Raw genomic sequence first — 17158 nt, forward strand, 5'->3', positions numbered from 1 at the left:
TTCATTTTAGATAAACTTATTGTATGTTATAATTAAGGCAATGTGGCAAGAATATTAAAGAATGATTAAATCATCTAAAAAGTGTAAATAATTAGAAGGAGGTGAAGTATGTGTTAAAGAATTTATTAAGAGGAGTTTTCTCTATTATTGGAATGATAATGGGATATTTTATATCAGAAATATTAATTACAATTCCTCAAATTGTTAGTTACCTATCAACTACTATTGCTAAGGTTGTATTTTATATTATTATATCTTTAATTTTTGGACTTATATTATATGTTATTTCTCCTGCTATATATAATGGTATTTCTAATTTAATTGATTATATTGAAAAAAGCATGCAAAAAATGAGCATAACAGAGATACTTTATGGAACTGTAGGTGCTGTTATTGCTTTAATACTTATGACATTTATTGCGAAGCCAATAAATGACATGCATAGAATATTTGGACCAATTTTGTTAGTTTTACTAAATGTATTAGCAGCTGTAATAGGTGCAAAAATAATGGTAAAAAAGAAAGAGGATATAACAGCTCTTCTTGTTAATATAAAAAAACCTGCAATTAAAGACAAAAAGCCTAAAGATGGAGGTAAAGAAACAACAATTGTTGGAATTCCTAAAATATTAGATACATCAGTTATAATTGATGGTAGAATATTTGATATTTGTGAAACTGGATTTGTTGAAGGTCCATTAGTTATACCTAATTTTGTGTTAGATGAATTAAGACATATCTCAGATTCTTCAGACTCCTTAAAAAGAAATAGAGGAAGAAGAGGATTAGATATATTAAATAAAATACAGAAAGAATTATCAATAGAAACGCAGATTGTAGATGATGATTTCCCTAAAATTGCAGAAGTTGATGCGAAGTTACTGAAACTTGCCCAAAAGATGGATGGAAAAGTTATAACTAATGATTACAATTTAAACAAAGTAGCAGAATTTCAAGGCGTTCCTGTATTAAATATAAATGAGTTATCAAATGCAATAAAACCAGTTGTATTACCTGGTGAAGAAATGACTATTGATATAGTTAAGGATGGAAAAGAATCGAGCCAAGGGGTAGCATATTTAGAAGATGGAACTATGATCGTTGTAGAAGGTGGAAGAAAATATATAGGACAAACAACAGCAGTTATAGTTACATCAGTATTGCAAACAGCAGCAGGAAGAATGATTTTTGCAAAACCAAAAGATAATTAAAATTAAGGAGATTTTCCCATGGTTAGTGCAATAGTATTAGCTGGAGGGAGAGGTAAGAGAATGGGCTTTGTTCAAAGTAAGCAGTATATAAATTTGAATGAGAAGCCCATTCTTTATTACACTCTTAAACAGTTTATAAAGAATGAGTTAATAGATAAAATTGTTTTAGTTATTCCAGAAGATGAAAATGATTATTGTAAAAAAGAAGTATTGGAAAAATATCAATTAAAAGTAGATAAAATAGTATTTGGTGGTACTGAAAGGCAGGATTCTGTATATAATGCCTTAACTGAATTAAAGGATTCTAGTATAGTTTTAATTCACGATGGAGCAAGGCCTTTTGTATCACAAACAATAATAAATGATGCTATTAAATATGCTAAAGCATATAAAGCAGCAGCACCAGGGATAATGCCTAAAGATACTATAAAAATCAAGGATGAAGATAATTTTTCAATAAATACATTGGATAGAAGCCAAACTGTTGCAATTCAAACTCCTCAAGCTTTTGATTTTAATCTTATATATGAGTGTCATAGGAAGATTAAAGAAAGTGGAGTTTCAGTTACTGATGATACAATGGTAGCAGAGTTTTTCGGAAATAAAGTTTATATTTATGATGGTGAATATACAAATATTAAAATAACCACACCAGAAGATTTGATTTTAGCAGAATATTTGGTGAAAAAATAGTTTAATTATAAGATGTTGACATGTAAATTTCAAGAAGTTATAATAAATTAAAATAAAATCAAGTTTATAAAGCGATGATGAAGAATAGTAGAAGTCGAATTATTAAGAGAAAAAGTCCATAGGCTGTAAGACTTTTAAATAGACTTTGAACCAGCTTTTGAGTATAGGTAAAAACTATCGGTTTAATACCGTTATCATTATTAGAGAATAAATTTAGGTGGTACCGCGATACAATTCGCCCTAATGTGAATATTAGGGTGAATTTTTTTATTCAAAAAATTATATTAAAATTAATTTTTGAATAATTTTATACAAAGTTAGAAATATTGTATTTGAAATTAAAGAAATAAATATATAATTTTAATAAGTAATCAATAAATTAAATTATTCAGATATATTATTAAACAAGATTATAGGAGGAAATAGAAAATGAAAATGTCTAATATGTTAATATCAACATTAAGAGAAGTTCCTGCAGAAGCAGAAATTGATAGTCATAAACTTATGCTAAGAGCTGGAATGATAAGAAAAATGGCTGCAGGAGTATATAATTATATGCCTCTTGGACTAAAAGTATTAAAGAAAGTAGAAGATATAGTAAGAGAAGAAATGAATGCAGCAGGTGCACAAGAATTTTTAGCATCAGCTATTATTCCAGCAGAATTATGGCAAGAATCAGGTAGATGGGATGCTTATGGAGCAGAAATGTTTAGATTAAAGGATAGAGGAGAAAGAGATTTTTGTTTAGGACCTACTCATGAAGAAGTATTTACTGATATAGCAAGAAATGAAATTAAATCATATAAGCAATTACCTCTTAATTTATATCAAGTTCAAACTAAATATAGAGATGAGCGTAGACCAAGATTTGGAGTGATGAGATCTAGAGAATTTGTTATGAAGGATGCTTATAGCTTTGATAAGGATCAAAAAGGTTTAGATATATCATATGATAAGATGCATGATGCATATGTTAAAATATTCAATAGATGTGGTTTAGATGCTAAATGTGTTGCAGCAGACTCAGGTGCGATTGGAGGAGCTAACTCAGCAGAATTTATGGTTAAGTCAGAAGTTGGAGAAGATGATGTAGTATTCTGTACTAATTGTGATTATGCAGCAAATATCGAAAAAGCAACTGCTAAATTAGAAGAATTAGAAAAAGAAGAACTAATGGAAGCAAAAAAAATAGCGACTCCTGATAGTAGAGGAATAAATGAAGTTGCAGAATTTTTAAATATATCTCCTAAAAAGACAGTTAAAACCTTGTTATATAATGTTGATGGTAAAATTGTTGCTGTATTTGTAAGAGGAGATAGAGAGGTTAATGAAGTAAAAGTAGCTAATGCTTCAAATGCTTCTGGTGATATAGAAATGGCTTCTCATGAAGAATATATAAAAGCAGCTGGATGTGATATTGGATTCGCCGGGCCAATAGGAATAAAAGTTGATTTAATATTAGTAGATGAAGAAGTGAAAAACATGTATAATTTTGTTGTAGGTGGTAATGAAACTGGATATCATATACAAAATGTTAACTATGGAAGGGACTTCGACGGAACTGTTAGTGATTTTAGAAATGTAACAGAAGGAGATATGTGCCCAGACTGTGGTGGAAAGCTTACTATTGCAAGAGGTACAGAAGTTGGTCATATCTTCAAACTTGGAACTAAGTATTCAGAATCAATGAATGCTAATTTTATTGATGAAGGTGGTAAAGAAAAGCCATTTATAATGGGATGTTATGGGATTGGAGTTACAAGAACAATGGCATCTATAATTGAACAACATCATGATGAGAATGGAATAGTATGGCCATTATCTGTTGCACCATACCATATATCTGTAATTCCTGTAAATGTTAAAGATGAAGAACAAGTTAAAGTTGCAAACGAACTTTATGAGCAATTAGTAGGAATGGGTGTAGAAGCTCTTTTAGATGATAGAAATGAAAGAGCAGGAGTGAAATTCAAAGATTCAGAATTAATGGGAATACCAATGAGAGTAACTGTAGGTAAAAAAATTGGTGACGGAGAAGTTGAATTTAAACTTAGAGATGGTGAAATGGAAGTAATCAAAATCAGTGATGTTTGTAACATAATAAAAAGTGAATTTGAAAAAAATAATATGAAATTAAAATAACTTTAGGAGGTAATTTAATGAGGATATATAATACTTTAACTAGACAAAAAGAAGAGTTTATCCCTATTGTTCCAGGAGAAGTTAAAATGTACGGTTGTGGACCAACTGTTTATAATTTTATGCATATAGGAAATGGAAGAACATTTATTATATTTGATATAATTAGAAGATATTTTGAGTATAGAGGATACAAAGTTACATTTATTCAAAATTTTACAGACATAGATGATAAGATGATTAACAAAGCTAATGATGAAGGTATTACAGTAAAAGAACTTGGAGATAAATATATAAAAGAATATTATCAAGATGCAGATGGGCTTCAAATAGAGAGAGCAACAACCAATCCTAGAGCAACAGAATATATTAATGATATCATAAAATTCATCGAAGACTTAATTGAAGCCGGATTTGCTTATGAAGTAGATGGGGATGTATATTATAGTACAAAAAAATTTGCTGAATATGGAAAGTTAGTTGGGCAAAATTTAGATGATTTACAAGCTGGCGCAAGAATTTCTGTTGATGAAAGAAAGAAAGATCCAATGGATTTTGCAGTATGGAAGGCGAAAAAGCCTAATGAACCTGCATGGGAAAGTCCTTGGGGACTTGGAAGACCAGGCTGGCATATAGAATGCTCATGTATGGCAAAAAAATTACTAGGAGATACAATTGATATTCATGCTGGTGGAATGGATTTGAAATTTCCTCATCATGAAAATGAAATAGCTCAAAGTGAAGCTGTAACTGGTAAGGCCTTTGCTAATTATTGGATTCATGCGGCATTTGTTAACGTAGATAATAAAAAAATGTCAAAATCATTAAATAATTTCTTTACAGCTAGGGAAATTCTTGAAGAATATGATGCAGATACAATAAGATTCTTAATGTTATCAGGTCATTATAGAATTCAAATAAATTTCACTAAAGAACTTTTAGATTCAGCAAAATCATCAATAGAAAGATTATACAATTGTATAAATAATCTTGATAATCTAAAGAGTGAAGTTAGTAAAAAAGATATAAACGATCAAGAGATAGGTTATTTAAAATCTTTAGATAAATATAGAGAAAAATTTATAGAAAAGATGGATGATGACTTTAATACAGCAGATGCAATTTCAGTACTATTCGATTTAACAAAGGATATTAATAACAATGTTAATATTAATTCATCGATTGAATTGTGTGAAAAAGCGGAGGCATTGATTAGAGAGCTTGGAAAACCACTTGGAATTCTTCAAAATCATATGAAGAAGGATTTAGAAACTGAAATTCAGGAACTTATTGATAAAAGACAGCAAGCAAGAAAAGATAAAGATTTTGCTTTAGCAGACAAGATAAGGGATGATTTAAAGAATAGAAATATAGTTTTAGAGGATACACCACAAGGTGTTAGATGGAAAAAGATTGATTAATTAAAGGAGGGTTGCAGTTTTGCAACCCTTATGTATATGTCAGAAATAGAGAGTTAAATATAATAACATACTGACTTGTTATTTTTAAGTATGTTTTATTAAAAGGAGAAGTATAATGTTAGATGATTTTAGAATGAGGGAATTTTCACAAGATGAAGCAAGGCAACTAAATCCACTTCAATTAGCATTAATCGGAGATGGAATATTTGAAGTTTTTGTTAGAAATTATATTTTGATGAAAAATACATCATTATCAGCAAATAAAATTCATATTAAAGCAATTACATATGTTAAAGCCAAAAGCCAATCGTGTATAATGCATAAAATAGAACAGCTTTTAACAGAGGAAGAAGAAGCTATTTATAAGAGGGGAAGAAATGCAAAATCACCTACAGTTCCTAAAAATGCAGATGTGAGAGATTATCGAATGGCAACTGGATTTGAAGCTTTAATAGGGTATTTATACTTAACAGGTAATAAAGAAAGATTAGAATTTATATTAAATAAAAGTATTGAAATTATAAAATAAATTTTAAACAAGGAGGATTTATAAATGCAAGGGGAAACGAAAAAGTTTAATTCAAAAGATAAATTTATTAAAGGTGAAAAAAAGAATGAAGAAAAAACTAGATTAAGAGAGAGAAAGCTTAATGGAACGAAAAATAGTGGAAGAAAAGAAAAGACTACTGAGAGTGATAGAAGAGAAGCTAATCAAATTGAAGAGAGAGAAGATATAGTTATCGGTAGAAATTCAGTCATTGAAGCTTTAAAAGGAGAAAGAACAATTGAAACTCTATATATAGCAAATAGTAAGCTAGAAGGTTCTATAAATACAATTGTCAGCATAGCTAAAGAAAAACGAATTGTAATTAAAGAAGTTGATAAAAGAAAACTCGATTCAATGTGCGATGGAGCAACGCATCAAGGTGTAATAGCTAAGGTAACACCATATAAATATTCAGAGGTATCAGATATACTAGCTTTAGCAGAAGAAAGAGGAGAATCTCCTTTTATAGTTATATTAGATGAAGTTGAGGATCCTCATAACTTAGGATCAATAGTAAGAACGGCAGAATTATTTGGAGTTCATGGAATTATAATTCCGAAAAGAAGAAGTGCATCAGTAAGTGCAACAGTATATAAATCTTCTGTAGGTGCAATAGAACATGTAAAAATCGCGAAAGTTACCAATTTAAATGCAACTATAGAAGAGTTAAAGGAAAAAGGTATATGGGTTTATGGTGCAGATATAAGAGCAGAAGAATATAGTTATCAAGTAGATTTCAGTGGTCCTTGTGCAATTATAATTGGAAATGAAGGGCGAGGAATATCTAAATTAACAGTACAAAAATGTGATAAGCTAATAAAAATACCTATGGTTGGAAAGATTAACTCTTTAAATGCTTCAGTAGCTGGTGGTATAATTATGTATGAAGTATTAAAAGGACGATTAAAATAGAAAGAGGTATATAGTGAAAACTATTTTTGTGGATGGATATAATGTGGTGAATAGTTGGCCAAATTTGAAGCAAAGAAAAGACTTTAGTTTTGAAGCTGCAAGACAAACTTTGATTGATAAGTTACATAATTATGGAGTTTTTAAAGCCTGCAAAATAGTATTAGTATTTGACGCACATAAAGTTATGGGCAACCTTGAAAAAAAAGAAGAAGTAAATAGAAATATTTTAGTTATTTTTACAAAGGATGGAGAGACAGCTGATAATTATATCGAGAAACAAGTAAATTCTTTAGGGAGAAAACATGAAATAGTTGTAGTAACGTCTGATAGTTTAGAACAACAAACTGTTTTTCAAAGAGGGGCAGTTAGAATGTCATCTTTGGAATTTTATAATGAAGTAATCAAGGTAGAAAAATCTATAAAAATTAAGGGCGATAAAAATAAAAGTATAGATAGAAATAGTATAAGTGATAATATAGATGAAAAAACAGCAATAATATTAGAAGAAATTAGGCGAAGCAAGTAATTTCAGTTGACTAATTGATTTTTACTAGGGTATAATTGTCTAAATGGGTGGTCAGTTTAATGCAGAAGAGAGTTGAGAGTGAATCGTTGGAAGTTTTTTTAGATTTCAAAGGCAAGTCAGATGAAAAAATTGTTGCTCAAGCTAAAAATGGAGATAATAGAGCTCAAGAATATTTAATTTCAAAATATGAAAATTTTGTTAAGGCAAAGGCTAAGTCATACTTTTTAATTGGAGCAGATAAGGAAGATATTTATCAAGAAGGCATGATAGGCTTATATAAGGCTATCAGAGACTTTAATCCAGAAAAATCAACATCATTTAAGGCTTTTGCAGAAATATGCGTTGTTAGACAAATTATAACTGCAATAAAGACGGCTACTAGGCAAAAACATATTCCTTTGAATACCTATGTATCCTTAAATAAACCAATATACGAAGAAGAATCCGAAAGAACTCTTTTAGATGTACTAGCGGGAATGAAGATTACCGATCCAGAAGAATTGATGATAAGTAAAGAACAGATGGCTTACATTGAAGAAAAAATTTCAAAAGTGTTATCAGGATTGGAATTAGAAGTTCTTACATCATATTTAGATGGAAAGTCTTATCAAGAGATTGCAAGTGATTTAGAAAGACATTCAAAATCCATTGATAATGCATTGCAAAGAGTGAAAAGAAAATTAGAAAAATGCTTGGATTTAAAGTAGTAAATTATATTGACAAATAAAAAGAATGATAGTAAACTTTATAATTGGTATATCAAAGAACATAGGCATTTTTGAACGCTCACATAGCTCAGTCGGTAGAGCGTCACCTTGGTAAGGTGGAGGTCGTCGGTTCAATCCCGATTGTGAGCTCCAAATAATAAAAAATAAAAAAACACTAGGCAAAGTTTATCACAAGGTAATAAGGGAGGAAAATTACAATGGCAAAAGCAAAGTATGAAAGAAGTAAACCACACGTTAATATTGGAACAATAGGTCACGTAGACCACGGAAAGACAACATTAACAGCTGCAATTACAACAGTATTATCAAAAAAAGGATTTGCAGAAGCATTTGATTATGCAGCAATAGATAAAGCACCAGAAGAAAAAGAAAGAGGAATCACAATCAATACAGCACACGTTGAGTATCAAACAGAAGCAAGACACTATGCTCACGTTGACTGTCCAGGGCATGCTGACTATGTTAAGAACATGATAACAGGAGCAGCACAAATGGATGGAGCTATATTAGTTGTATCAGCAGCAGATGGTCCAATGCCACAAACAAGAGAACATATCCTATTAGGATCAAGAGTAGGTATCGAATATATCGTAGTATTCTTAAATAAAGCAGATATGGTAGATGATCCAGAATTATTAGAATTAGTTGAAATGGAAGTAAGAGAATTGTTAAGCGAATATGACTTCCCAGGAGATGATATTCCAGTAATAACAGGATCAGCATTAAAAGCATTAGAAAATCCAGAAGATGCAGAAGCAAACAAATGTATCTTAGATTTAATGGATGCAGTAGATAGCTATATCCCAACTCCAGAAAGAGCAACAGATAAGCCATTCTTAATGCCAGTAGAAGATGTATTCACAATCACTGGAAGAGGAACAGTTGCAACAGGAAGAGTTGAAGCTGGAGTACTTCACGTAGGAGACGAAGTAGAAATCGTAGGATTAAGTGAAGAAAAGAAGAAAGTAGTAGTAACAGGAATAGAAATGTTCAGAAAGTTATTAGACGAAGCGCAAGCAGGAGATAATATCGGAGCATTATTAAGAGGAGTACAAAGAACTGATATCGAAAGAGGTCAAGTTTTAGCAGTACCAAACTCAGTGCATCCACACACTAATTTTGTAGGTCAAGTATACGTATTAAAGAAAGAAGAAGGTGGAAGACATACTCCATTCTTCGATGGATACAGACCACAATTCTATTTCAGAACAACAGACGTTACAGGATCAATCAAATTACCAGACGGAATGGAAATGGTAATGCCTGGAGATCACATTGATATGAAAGTTGAATTAATCACTCCAATCGCAATGGATGAAGGATTAAGATTCGCTATCAGAGAAGGTGGAAGAACTGTAGGTTCTGGAGTTGTTACTAGCATAGAAAAATAAAAATGGTGATTATTACTTTAAATAGGACTAAGTTGCATAACTTAGTCCTATTTAAAGGAAGATTGACATATTAAACATTCTATGATATTGTATAAAAGTGACATTTTAAGCAAGGCAAATTAGAGGTGAACAAGAGATTAAGTTTCTTGTTTATAATATATATAAAAAACTGGAGGTGCAGTAATGAGAACAAAGGTGACTTTAGCATGCACAGAGTGTAAACAAAGAAATTATGATTCAATGAAAAACAAAAAAAATGATCCAGATAGATTAGAAATGAAAAAGTATTGTAAATTCTGTAAAAAGCACACTCTTCATAGAGAAACTAAGTAATTAACCGCAGGAATGACATAGGATTATAAAAAATAAGGATGTGAAGATATGTCAGCGAAAAGTAATGCAAAAACTGAAAAAACAGCCCAAAGTAATGGTGTAATTGGTTTTTTTAGAGAAGTTAAAGCGGAGGTTAAGAAAATAACTTGGCCTTCAAAAGATGAGACGAAAAAAGCATTTATTGCAGTTGTAGTATTCACACTGTTGTATACTATATTAGTTGGAGGATTAGATTCTATTTTCAGCAGCCTCTTTAAAATGATTTTAAATTTGAAGTAAAAAAGGAGGTTTGGGTGATTAAGATCGCCTGACAAGTATGAGTGATAGAGCAAGATGGTATGTAGTACATACATACTCAGGATATGAAAACAAAGTAAAAGCAAACTTAGAAAAAGCAATTGAAAATAGAAATCTTGAAGCACTAATCCATGATATACAAGTACCTATGGAAGAAGTGGTTGAAGAAAAGGATGGAAAACAAAAAGTCTCATTAAAGAAAAAATTCCCTGGATATGTGCTTATAAAGATGTTGATGGGTGATGAAGCGTGGTACGTTGTAAGAAACACAAGAGGTGTAACAGGTTTTGTTGGACCAGGATCTAAACCAGTTCCTCTTTCTGATGAAGAAGTAGAGGCAATGGGTGTGTTAGAAATGCCAGTTGATATTGATTTGGAAATTGGTGAAAGCATTAGAATTATCTCTGGGCCATTAAGAGAATCGGTGGCTATAATACAAGAAATAGTTCTAGATAAGCGCAAAATAAAAGCTTTAGTAGATATGTTTGGCAGAGAAACTCTTGCCGAATTAGACTTTAATCAAGTTGAAAAATTAGTTTAATTATAATAAACTAGTTTTAATTAAGTGGGAGAACTAAAAGTTCGTATATACCACAGTAATAGGAGGAATAACAAAATGGCTAAGAAAGTAACTGGAATGATAAAGCTTCAACTTCAAGCAGGTAAGGCAACACCAGCTCCACCTGTAGGTCCAGCTTTAGGTCAACATGGTGTAAACATAATGGGATTCTGTAAGGAGTTCAATGCAAAAACTGCAAATCAAGCTGGATATATAATACCAGTAGTAATTACAGTTTACCAAGATAGATCTTTTAGTTTTATATTAAAGACTCCTCCAGCCGCAGTTCTAATTAAGAAAGAAATAGGATTAGAAAGTGGTTCGGGAGTACCTAATAGAACAAAAGTTGGTAAGTTAACTCAAGATCAACTTAGAAAAATTGCTGAAACTAAAATGCCAGATTTAAATGCTGCAAATGTTGAATCAGCGATGAGAATGATCGCAGGAACAGCTAGAAGTATGGGCGTAACTATTGAAGAGTAATTCGTAAAAATAAGTGGGAGGTCAAAACCGTTAAAACCACAGAGGAGGCAAATTATGGGAAAGAAATATATTGAAAGTGCAAAGCTTATAGACAAAAGTGCATTATATAATCCAGTAGAAGCATTAGATCTTACATTAAAGACTGCAAAGGCAAACTTTGATGAAACTATTGAATTACACGTAAGACTTGGAGTAGATCCAAGACATGCGGATCAACAAGTAAGAGGAGCTGTTGTGTTACCAAATGGAACAGGAAAAACAGTTAGAGTACTTGTATTTGCAAAGGGAGATAAAGCTACAGAAGCTGAACAAGCAGGAGCTGATTTCGTTGGAGCTGATGAATTAGTTCAAAAGATTCAAACTGAAAATTGGTTTGAATATGATGTGGTTGTTGCAACTCCAGATATGATGGGTGTTGTAGGTAGAATTGGTAGAGTGTTAGGGCCTAAAGGTTTAATGCCAAATCCAAAATCAGGAACAGTAACATTTGATGTTGCTAAAGCTATTGAAGAAATTAAAGCTGGTAAGGTTGAATACAGAGTAGACAAAACAGCTATAGTTCACTGCCCAATTGGAAAGAAATCATTTGGAACTGAAAAGTTAAAACAAAACTTCAATGCATTAATGGATGCTTTAGTTAAAGCAAAACCATCAGCAGCTAAAGGTCAATACTTAAAATCAGTATCTGTTTCAAGTACAATGGGACCAAGTGCAAAAATTAATCCAACAAAAGCTTTAGATTAATATTGACTTAATTAATATTAGGTAGTATAATATTTAATGTTGTGAAAAAGAAAATATTTTTTCCGTAGACAGTAGGTGCGAAAGCGTAAAATATATTACCTACCTAGGTTATGTATAATAGATGATATTATAGACCTTCCTTGTCTGCGGAAGGTCTTTTTTAGTAAAAGAAGCAGTTTGAAACTGTGAGGAGGTGGACACCGCAATGAATAAAAACAGAGAACTTAAAGAAGCAAAAGTTGCTGAAATTAAGGAAAAATTAGAAAAATCAAAATCTGTTGTTCTTAGTAAGTATCAAGGTCTAAATGTTGAAGAAGATACTGTTCTTAGAAAAAATTTAAGAGAGGCTGGAGTTGAATACAAAGTATACAAAAATACTTTAGTTATTTTAGCTGCTAAGGAATTAGGCTTAGATGGTATAGTAGAATATTTAGAAGGACCTGTAGCTATTGCATTCAGTTATGAAGATGTTACATTAGGTGCAAGAATATTAAATGATTTTGCTAAAGATCATAAAGCTTTAGAATTAAAGGCAGGTATTGTAGAAGGCGAAATCTATGATGAAGCAAAGATTAAGCAATTAGCAACAATACCATCAAAAGAAGTTCTTATTGCAAAACTTCTTGGAAGTATCAAGTCTCCAATATCAAGCTTTGCACGTGTATTAAGTGCTATTGCTGATAGTAAGGAAACTGCAGAATAGTCAATAATAAAAAATAATTTATAAGAAGAAATTTCGGAGGTGCTATTAAAATGACAAGAGAAGATATAATTCAAGCAATAAAAGAAATGAGCGTTTTAGATTTAAATGAATTAGTAAAGGCTTGTGAAGAAGAATTTGGAGTAAGTGCTGCTGCTGCTGTTGTAGCTGGCGGAGCTGTAGCTGGTGGAGCTGCTGCTGAAGAAAAAACTGAATTCGACGTAGTATTAGCAAGTACTGGAGATAACAAGATTAAAGTTATCAAAGTAGTTAGAGAAATTACAGGATTAGGATTAAAAGAAGCTAAAGAAATAGTTGATGGAGCTCCTAAGACATTAAAAGAAGGTGTTTCTAAGGAAGAAGCAGAAGATATGAAAGCTAAATTAGCTGAAGTTGGAGCTGCTGTAGAAGTTAAGTAATTTATTTATGCTAAAAAGGTGCTTTAAAGCACCTTTTTTAAACCTTATTTATAAAGCTATATAAAATGCTTGTTGAGGAATAGGTATTTTATATAGCTTTATATATAAAAAATTTAGTTCGGAATATATTAAAAAAAGTTATATTCTTGACAAGAAAAATATCCTATGATATATTAATATAATGTATTATTCACTATGGAATAGTATATATTTATAGTGGAAAAAAAAGAGTATAACTTGGTGAATAATGGTTATACTATAAAAAAGAAGTTGTCCGAAAGCAAAAGTCCCTAGGGAAAGTACGCTTTGGGCTATTTTAGTTTATTTTATACAAGGGGTGAAAATTCATGGTACATCCTGTCCAAATTGGAAAAAGAACAAGAATGAGTTTTGGTAAAATTAATGATGTTACTGAAATGCCTAATCTAATTGAAGTACAGTTAGATTCTTATGAATGGTTTTTAAGAGAAGGATTGCACGAAGTTTTTGAAGATATTAATCCGATAACAAACTTCACAGGAAATTTAGTACTTGAGTTCATAGACTATAAACTTGATATGGAAAATATCAAGTATTCTGTCGAGGAATGTAAGGAAAGAGATGCAACTTATGCAGCGCCATTAAAAGTTTCGATTAGATTACAAAATAATGAAACAGGTGAAATCAAAGAACAAGAAGTATTTATGGGTGATTTCCCATTAATGACAGAACAAGGTACCTTTGTAATTAATGGTGCTGAGAGAGTTATAGTTAGCCAATTAGTGAGATCACCAGGCGTATATTATAACTACTCTATAGACAAGAGTGGTAAAAAATTATATTCATCAACTGTAATACCTAATAGAGGTGCATGGTTAGAATATGAAACAGATTCTAATGACATAATTTATGTAAGAATTGATAAGACTAGAAAATTATCAATTACAATATTAGCAAGAGCTATGGGATTAGGTAGTGATCAAGAATTATTGGATTTCTTTGGTGAAGAAGAAAGATTTAGAGCTTCAATAGAAAAAGATAATACTAAGACCAAAGAAGAAGCATTGCTTGAAATATATAAAAGATTAAGACCAGGTGAACCACCAACAGTAGATAGTGCTATATCTTTAATTGATACATTATTTTTTGATGCTAAAAGATATGATTTATCTAGAGTTGGAAGATACAAGTTTAACAAGAAGTTGGCGTTAAGTTTAAGAATTGCAAACCAAATAGCAGCTAATGACATTGTTAATCCACAAACTGGCGAGATTATGATTGAAAAAGATAAAAAAATAAGTAGATTAATGGCTGAAGAAATTCAAAACACTGGAATAAAATCAGTTGATGTATTAGTTGAAGATAAAGTTATTAAAGTAATTAGTAATAACTTTGTAGATTTAAAGAAGCAAGTTACATTTGATATTTCAGATTTAGGAATAAAAGAATTAGTTCATTATCCTACACTGAAAGAAATACTAGATAATTTCTCAGATGAAGAAAGTATCAAAGACGAAATAAAGAAAAATATTAGTAGACTTATTCCTAAACATATTATAAGAGATGATATATTTGCAACTATTAGTTACGAATTAGGTTTAACTTATGGAATAGGTTATGTTGATGATATAGACCATTTAGGAAATAGAAGATTAAGATCTGTAGGAGAATTGTTACAAAATCAATTTAGAATTGGTTTATCAAGAATGGAAAGAGTAGTTAAAGAAAGAATGACTATTCAAGATCAAGAAGCTATTACTCCTCAAATGTTAATTAACATAAGACCTGTTGCTGCAGCTATTAAAGAATTTTTTGGTAGCTCACAATTATCACAATTCATGGATCAAACAAACCCATTATCAGAATTAACTCATAAGAGAAGATTATCAGCGTTAGGACCAGGAGGTCTTTCAAGAGAAAGAGCTGGGTTCGAAGTTAGAGACGTTCATCACTCTCATTATGGTAGAATGTGTCCGATTGAAACGCCAGAAGGTCCGAATATAGGACTTATAAATTCATTAGCAACTTTTGCAAAAGTTAATGAATATGGATTTATTGAAACTCCATATAGAATTGTAGATAAAGAAAATGCAAGAGCTACAGATGAAATAAGATACTTCACAGCAGATGAAGAAGATCAGTTCTTAATAGCTCAAGCCAAAGCTCCTATGGATGAGAATGGAAATTTTATTGATAAAAAAGTAACAGTAAGACATTTAGAAGATGTACTGGTTGTTCCAGCGACAGAAGTTGATTTGATTGACGTGTCTGCAAGACAAATGGTATCAGTAGCTACTGCTATGATTCCTTTCCTTGAAAATGATGATGCGACAAGAGCCCTTATGGGATCTAACATGCAACGTCAAGCAGTTCCGTTATTAAATCCTCAAGCACCAATTGTTGGAACAGGAATAGAATTTAAAGCTGCTGTAGATTCAGGAGTATTACCAAAAGCAAGAAATGCAGGAGTAGTTACTTATGTATCAGGTAGTGAAATCAGAGTCAAGAGAGATTCTGATGGTGGAACAGATCTATATAAGTTATTGAAATTTAAGAGAAGTAACTCTGGAACATGTATAAATCAAAGACCACTAGTAGATACAGGTGAAATAGTATTTAAAAACCAAGTAATCGCAGATGGTCCATCTACGGACTTAGGTGAAATTGCATTAGGTAAAAATATCAGAATGGGATTCATAACTTGGGAAGGTTATAATTATGAAGATGCCATGTTGATTTCAGAAGAATTAGTTAAAGAAGATGTCTTTACATCTATGCATATAGAAGAATATGAATGTGAAGCTAGAGATACTAAGCTTGGACCAGAAGAAATAACAAGAGATATACCAAATGTAAGTGATGATGCACTTAAAGATGTTGATGATAGAGGTATTATCAGAATAGGTGCTGAAGTAAGATCAGGAGATATATTAGTTGGTAAAGTAACACCAAAGGGAGAAACTGAACTTACTGCAGAAGAAAGATTGCTAAGAGCTATCTTTGGAGAAAAAGCAAGAGAAGTAAGAGATACTTCATTAAGAGTTCCTCATGGAGAAGCTGGAATAATAGTTGATATAAAAGTATTTACAAGGGAAAATGGGGATGAATTAAATCCAGGAGTAAATGAACTTGTAAGATGTTATATTGCGCAAAAAAGAAAGATTTCAGTTGGAGATAAGATGGCAGGACGTCATGGTAATAAAGGGGTTATCTCTAGAATATTACCAGAAGAAGATATGCCATTCTTACCAGATGGTAGGCCACTTCAAATATGCTTAAATCCACTAGGGGTACCTTCTCGTATGAATATTGGGCAAGTACTTGAAGTACATTTAGGTTGGGCAGCTAGCCACTTAGGCTGGCATATATCTACACCAGTATTTGATGGAGCAACTCAACCAGAAATTACAGAGTGTTTAGAAAAAGCAGGGTTTAATGCAGATGCTAAAACTATATTATATGATGGTAGAACTGGAGAACCATTTGATAATCCAGTAACTGTTGGAATAATGTATATCTTAAAACTTCACCATTTGGTTGATGATAAGATTCATGCTAGATCTACAGGTCCATATTCACTTGTTACACAACAACCACTGGGAGGTAAAGCACAATTTGGTGGTCAAAGATTTGGAGAAATGGAAGTTTGGGCTTTAGAAGCATATGGAGCAGCGCATACATTACAAGAAATATTAACTGTTAAATCAGATGATATTGTAGGTAGAGTTAAGACATATGAAGCTATAGTTAAGGGCGAAAATATACCTGAACCAGGCGTTCCTGAATCATTTAAGGTTCTTATTAAAGAACTTCAAGCTTTATGTTTAGATATTAAAGTTTTAAATGAGGAAAACCAAGAAGTAGCTTTAAAAGAAATAGTAGATGAGGATTTAGCAAACTTAGAAGTGAATATAGAAGGTAGTGAAGATATTATTCTTCAAGAACCTGAAATAATTGACGATAGTTATGATCAAAATAAAGAAGAAGATCTAGAAGATATTGATTATGATGAGAATGTTGACATAGAAGAACTTGGAAGCGACTTAGAACTAGATGATTTTAATGATGAACACTAA

At 31.4% G+C, this 17158-nt stretch carries 17 protein-coding genes, 1 tRNA gene and 2 other annotated features; all 18 genes read left to right on the plus strand.

The features are described from left to right. Positions 1-110: 110 nt before the first annotated feature. On the plus strand, positions 111-1211 hold the full coding sequence (locus tag CLPUN_RS04345; RefSeq protein ID WP_077846141.1) for a PIN/TRAM domain-containing protein: 1101 nt from the start codon (positions 111-113) through the stop codon (positions 1209-1211). Between the two features lie 18 nt (positions 1212-1229). Continuing rightward, a complete protein-coding gene (ispD, locus tag CLPUN_RS04350) occupies positions 1230-1904 on the plus strand; it encodes a 2-C-methyl-D-erythritol 4-phosphate cytidylyltransferase (protein WP_077846142.1) in 675 nt (224 codons plus the stop codon). Positions 1905-1969: 65 nt separating this feature from the next. Next, positions 1970-2150 (plus strand) — a binding site (T-box leader). Between the two features lie 183 nt (positions 2151-2333). Beyond that, positions 2334-4046: a proline--tRNA ligase gene (locus tag CLPUN_RS04355; RefSeq protein WP_077846143.1), complete on the plus strand. Its 1713-nt coding sequence runs from the start codon at positions 2334-2336 to the stop codon at positions 4044-4046. Positions 4047-4063: 17 nt separating this feature from the next. Beyond that, the gene (gene cysS / locus CLPUN_RS04360; protein WP_077846144.1) at positions 4064-5464 is read left to right on the plus strand and encodes a cysteine--tRNA ligase; all 1401 of its coding nucleotides are present in this window, start codon (positions 4064-4066) and stop codon (positions 5462-5464) included. A gap of 115 nt (positions 5465-5579) precedes the next feature. Beyond that, entirely contained in the window at positions 5580-5993 is a 414-nt protein-coding gene (locus CLPUN_RS04365; protein ID WP_077846145.1) for a Mini-ribonuclease 3, read from the plus strand. Between the two features lie 24 nt (positions 5994-6017). Continuing rightward, positions 6018-6923 (plus strand): 23S rRNA (guanosine(2251)-2'-O)-methyltransferase RlmB, encoded by a 906-nt coding sequence (gene rlmB, locus CLPUN_RS04370; RefSeq protein ID WP_077846146.1) that lies wholly within the window; start codon positions 6018-6020, stop codon positions 6921-6923. 13 nt (positions 6924-6936) lie between these two features. Beyond that, positions 6937-7449: an NYN domain-containing protein gene (locus tag CLPUN_RS04375; RefSeq protein ID WP_077846147.1), complete on the plus strand. Its 513-nt coding sequence runs from the start codon at positions 6937-6939 to the stop codon at positions 7447-7449. A gap of 59 nt (positions 7450-7508) precedes the next feature. Next, on the plus strand, positions 7509-8156 hold the full coding sequence (sigH, locus tag CLPUN_RS04380) for an RNA polymerase sporulation sigma factor SigH (RefSeq protein WP_077846148.1): 648 nt from the start codon (positions 7509-7511) through the stop codon (positions 8154-8156). A gap of 77 nt (positions 8157-8233) precedes the next feature. After that, positions 8234-8309, plus strand: a tRNA-Thr gene (locus tag CLPUN_RS04385). 65 nt (positions 8310-8374) lie between these two features. Further along, positions 8375-9568: an elongation factor Tu gene (tuf, locus tag CLPUN_RS04390; RefSeq protein ID WP_077846149.1), complete on the plus strand. Its 1194-nt coding sequence runs from the start codon at positions 8375-8377 to the stop codon at positions 9566-9568. A gap of 183 nt (positions 9569-9751) precedes the next feature. Further along, positions 9752-9901, plus strand: coding sequence for a 50S ribosomal protein L33 (gene rpmG, locus CLPUN_RS04395; RefSeq protein WP_002583138.1), 150 nt, complete (start codon positions 9752-9754; stop codon positions 9899-9901). A 48-nt stretch (positions 9902-9949) separates the two neighbouring features. Continuing rightward, positions 9950-10180: a preprotein translocase subunit SecE gene (gene secE / locus CLPUN_RS04400; protein ID WP_077846150.1), complete on the plus strand. Its 231-nt coding sequence runs from the start codon at positions 9950-9952 to the stop codon at positions 10178-10180. A 37-nt stretch (positions 10181-10217) separates the two neighbouring features. After that, complete coding sequence (gene nusG / locus CLPUN_RS04405; RefSeq protein ID WP_077846151.1) at positions 10218-10739, plus strand: transcription termination/antitermination protein NusG; 522 nt, start codon at positions 10218-10220, stop codon at positions 10737-10739. Positions 10740-10814: 75 nt separating this feature from the next. Then, complete coding sequence (rplK, locus tag CLPUN_RS04410) at positions 10815-11240, plus strand: 50S ribosomal protein L11 (protein ID WP_077846152.1); 426 nt, start codon at positions 10815-10817, stop codon at positions 11238-11240. Positions 11241-11294: 54 nt separating this feature from the next. Next, a complete protein-coding gene (gene rplA, locus CLPUN_RS04415; RefSeq protein ID WP_077846153.1) occupies positions 11295-11984 on the plus strand; it encodes a 50S ribosomal protein L1 in 690 nt (229 codons plus the stop codon). A 44-nt stretch (positions 11985-12028) separates the two neighbouring features. Next, positions 12029-12155 (plus strand) — a sequence feature (ribosomal protein L10 leader region). A gap of 34 nt (positions 12156-12189) precedes the next feature. Continuing rightward, positions 12190-12687, plus strand: coding sequence for a 50S ribosomal protein L10 (rplJ, locus tag CLPUN_RS04420; protein WP_077846154.1), 498 nt, complete (start codon positions 12190-12192; stop codon positions 12685-12687). A 50-nt stretch (positions 12688-12737) separates the two neighbouring features. Continuing rightward, the gene (gene rplL, locus CLPUN_RS04425) at positions 12738-13103 is read left to right on the plus strand and encodes a 50S ribosomal protein L7/L12 (protein ID WP_077846155.1); all 366 of its coding nucleotides are present in this window, start codon (positions 12738-12740) and stop codon (positions 13101-13103) included. A gap of 347 nt (positions 13104-13450) precedes the next feature. Then, a complete protein-coding gene (gene rpoB, locus CLPUN_RS04430) occupies positions 13451-17158 on the plus strand; it encodes a DNA-directed RNA polymerase subunit beta (RefSeq protein WP_077846156.1) in 3708 nt (1235 codons plus the stop codon).

The sequence above is a fragment of the Clostridium puniceum genome (assembly GCF_002006345.1).
GTDB lineage: Bacteria > Bacillota > Clostridia > Clostridiales > Clostridiaceae > Clostridium > Clostridium puniceum.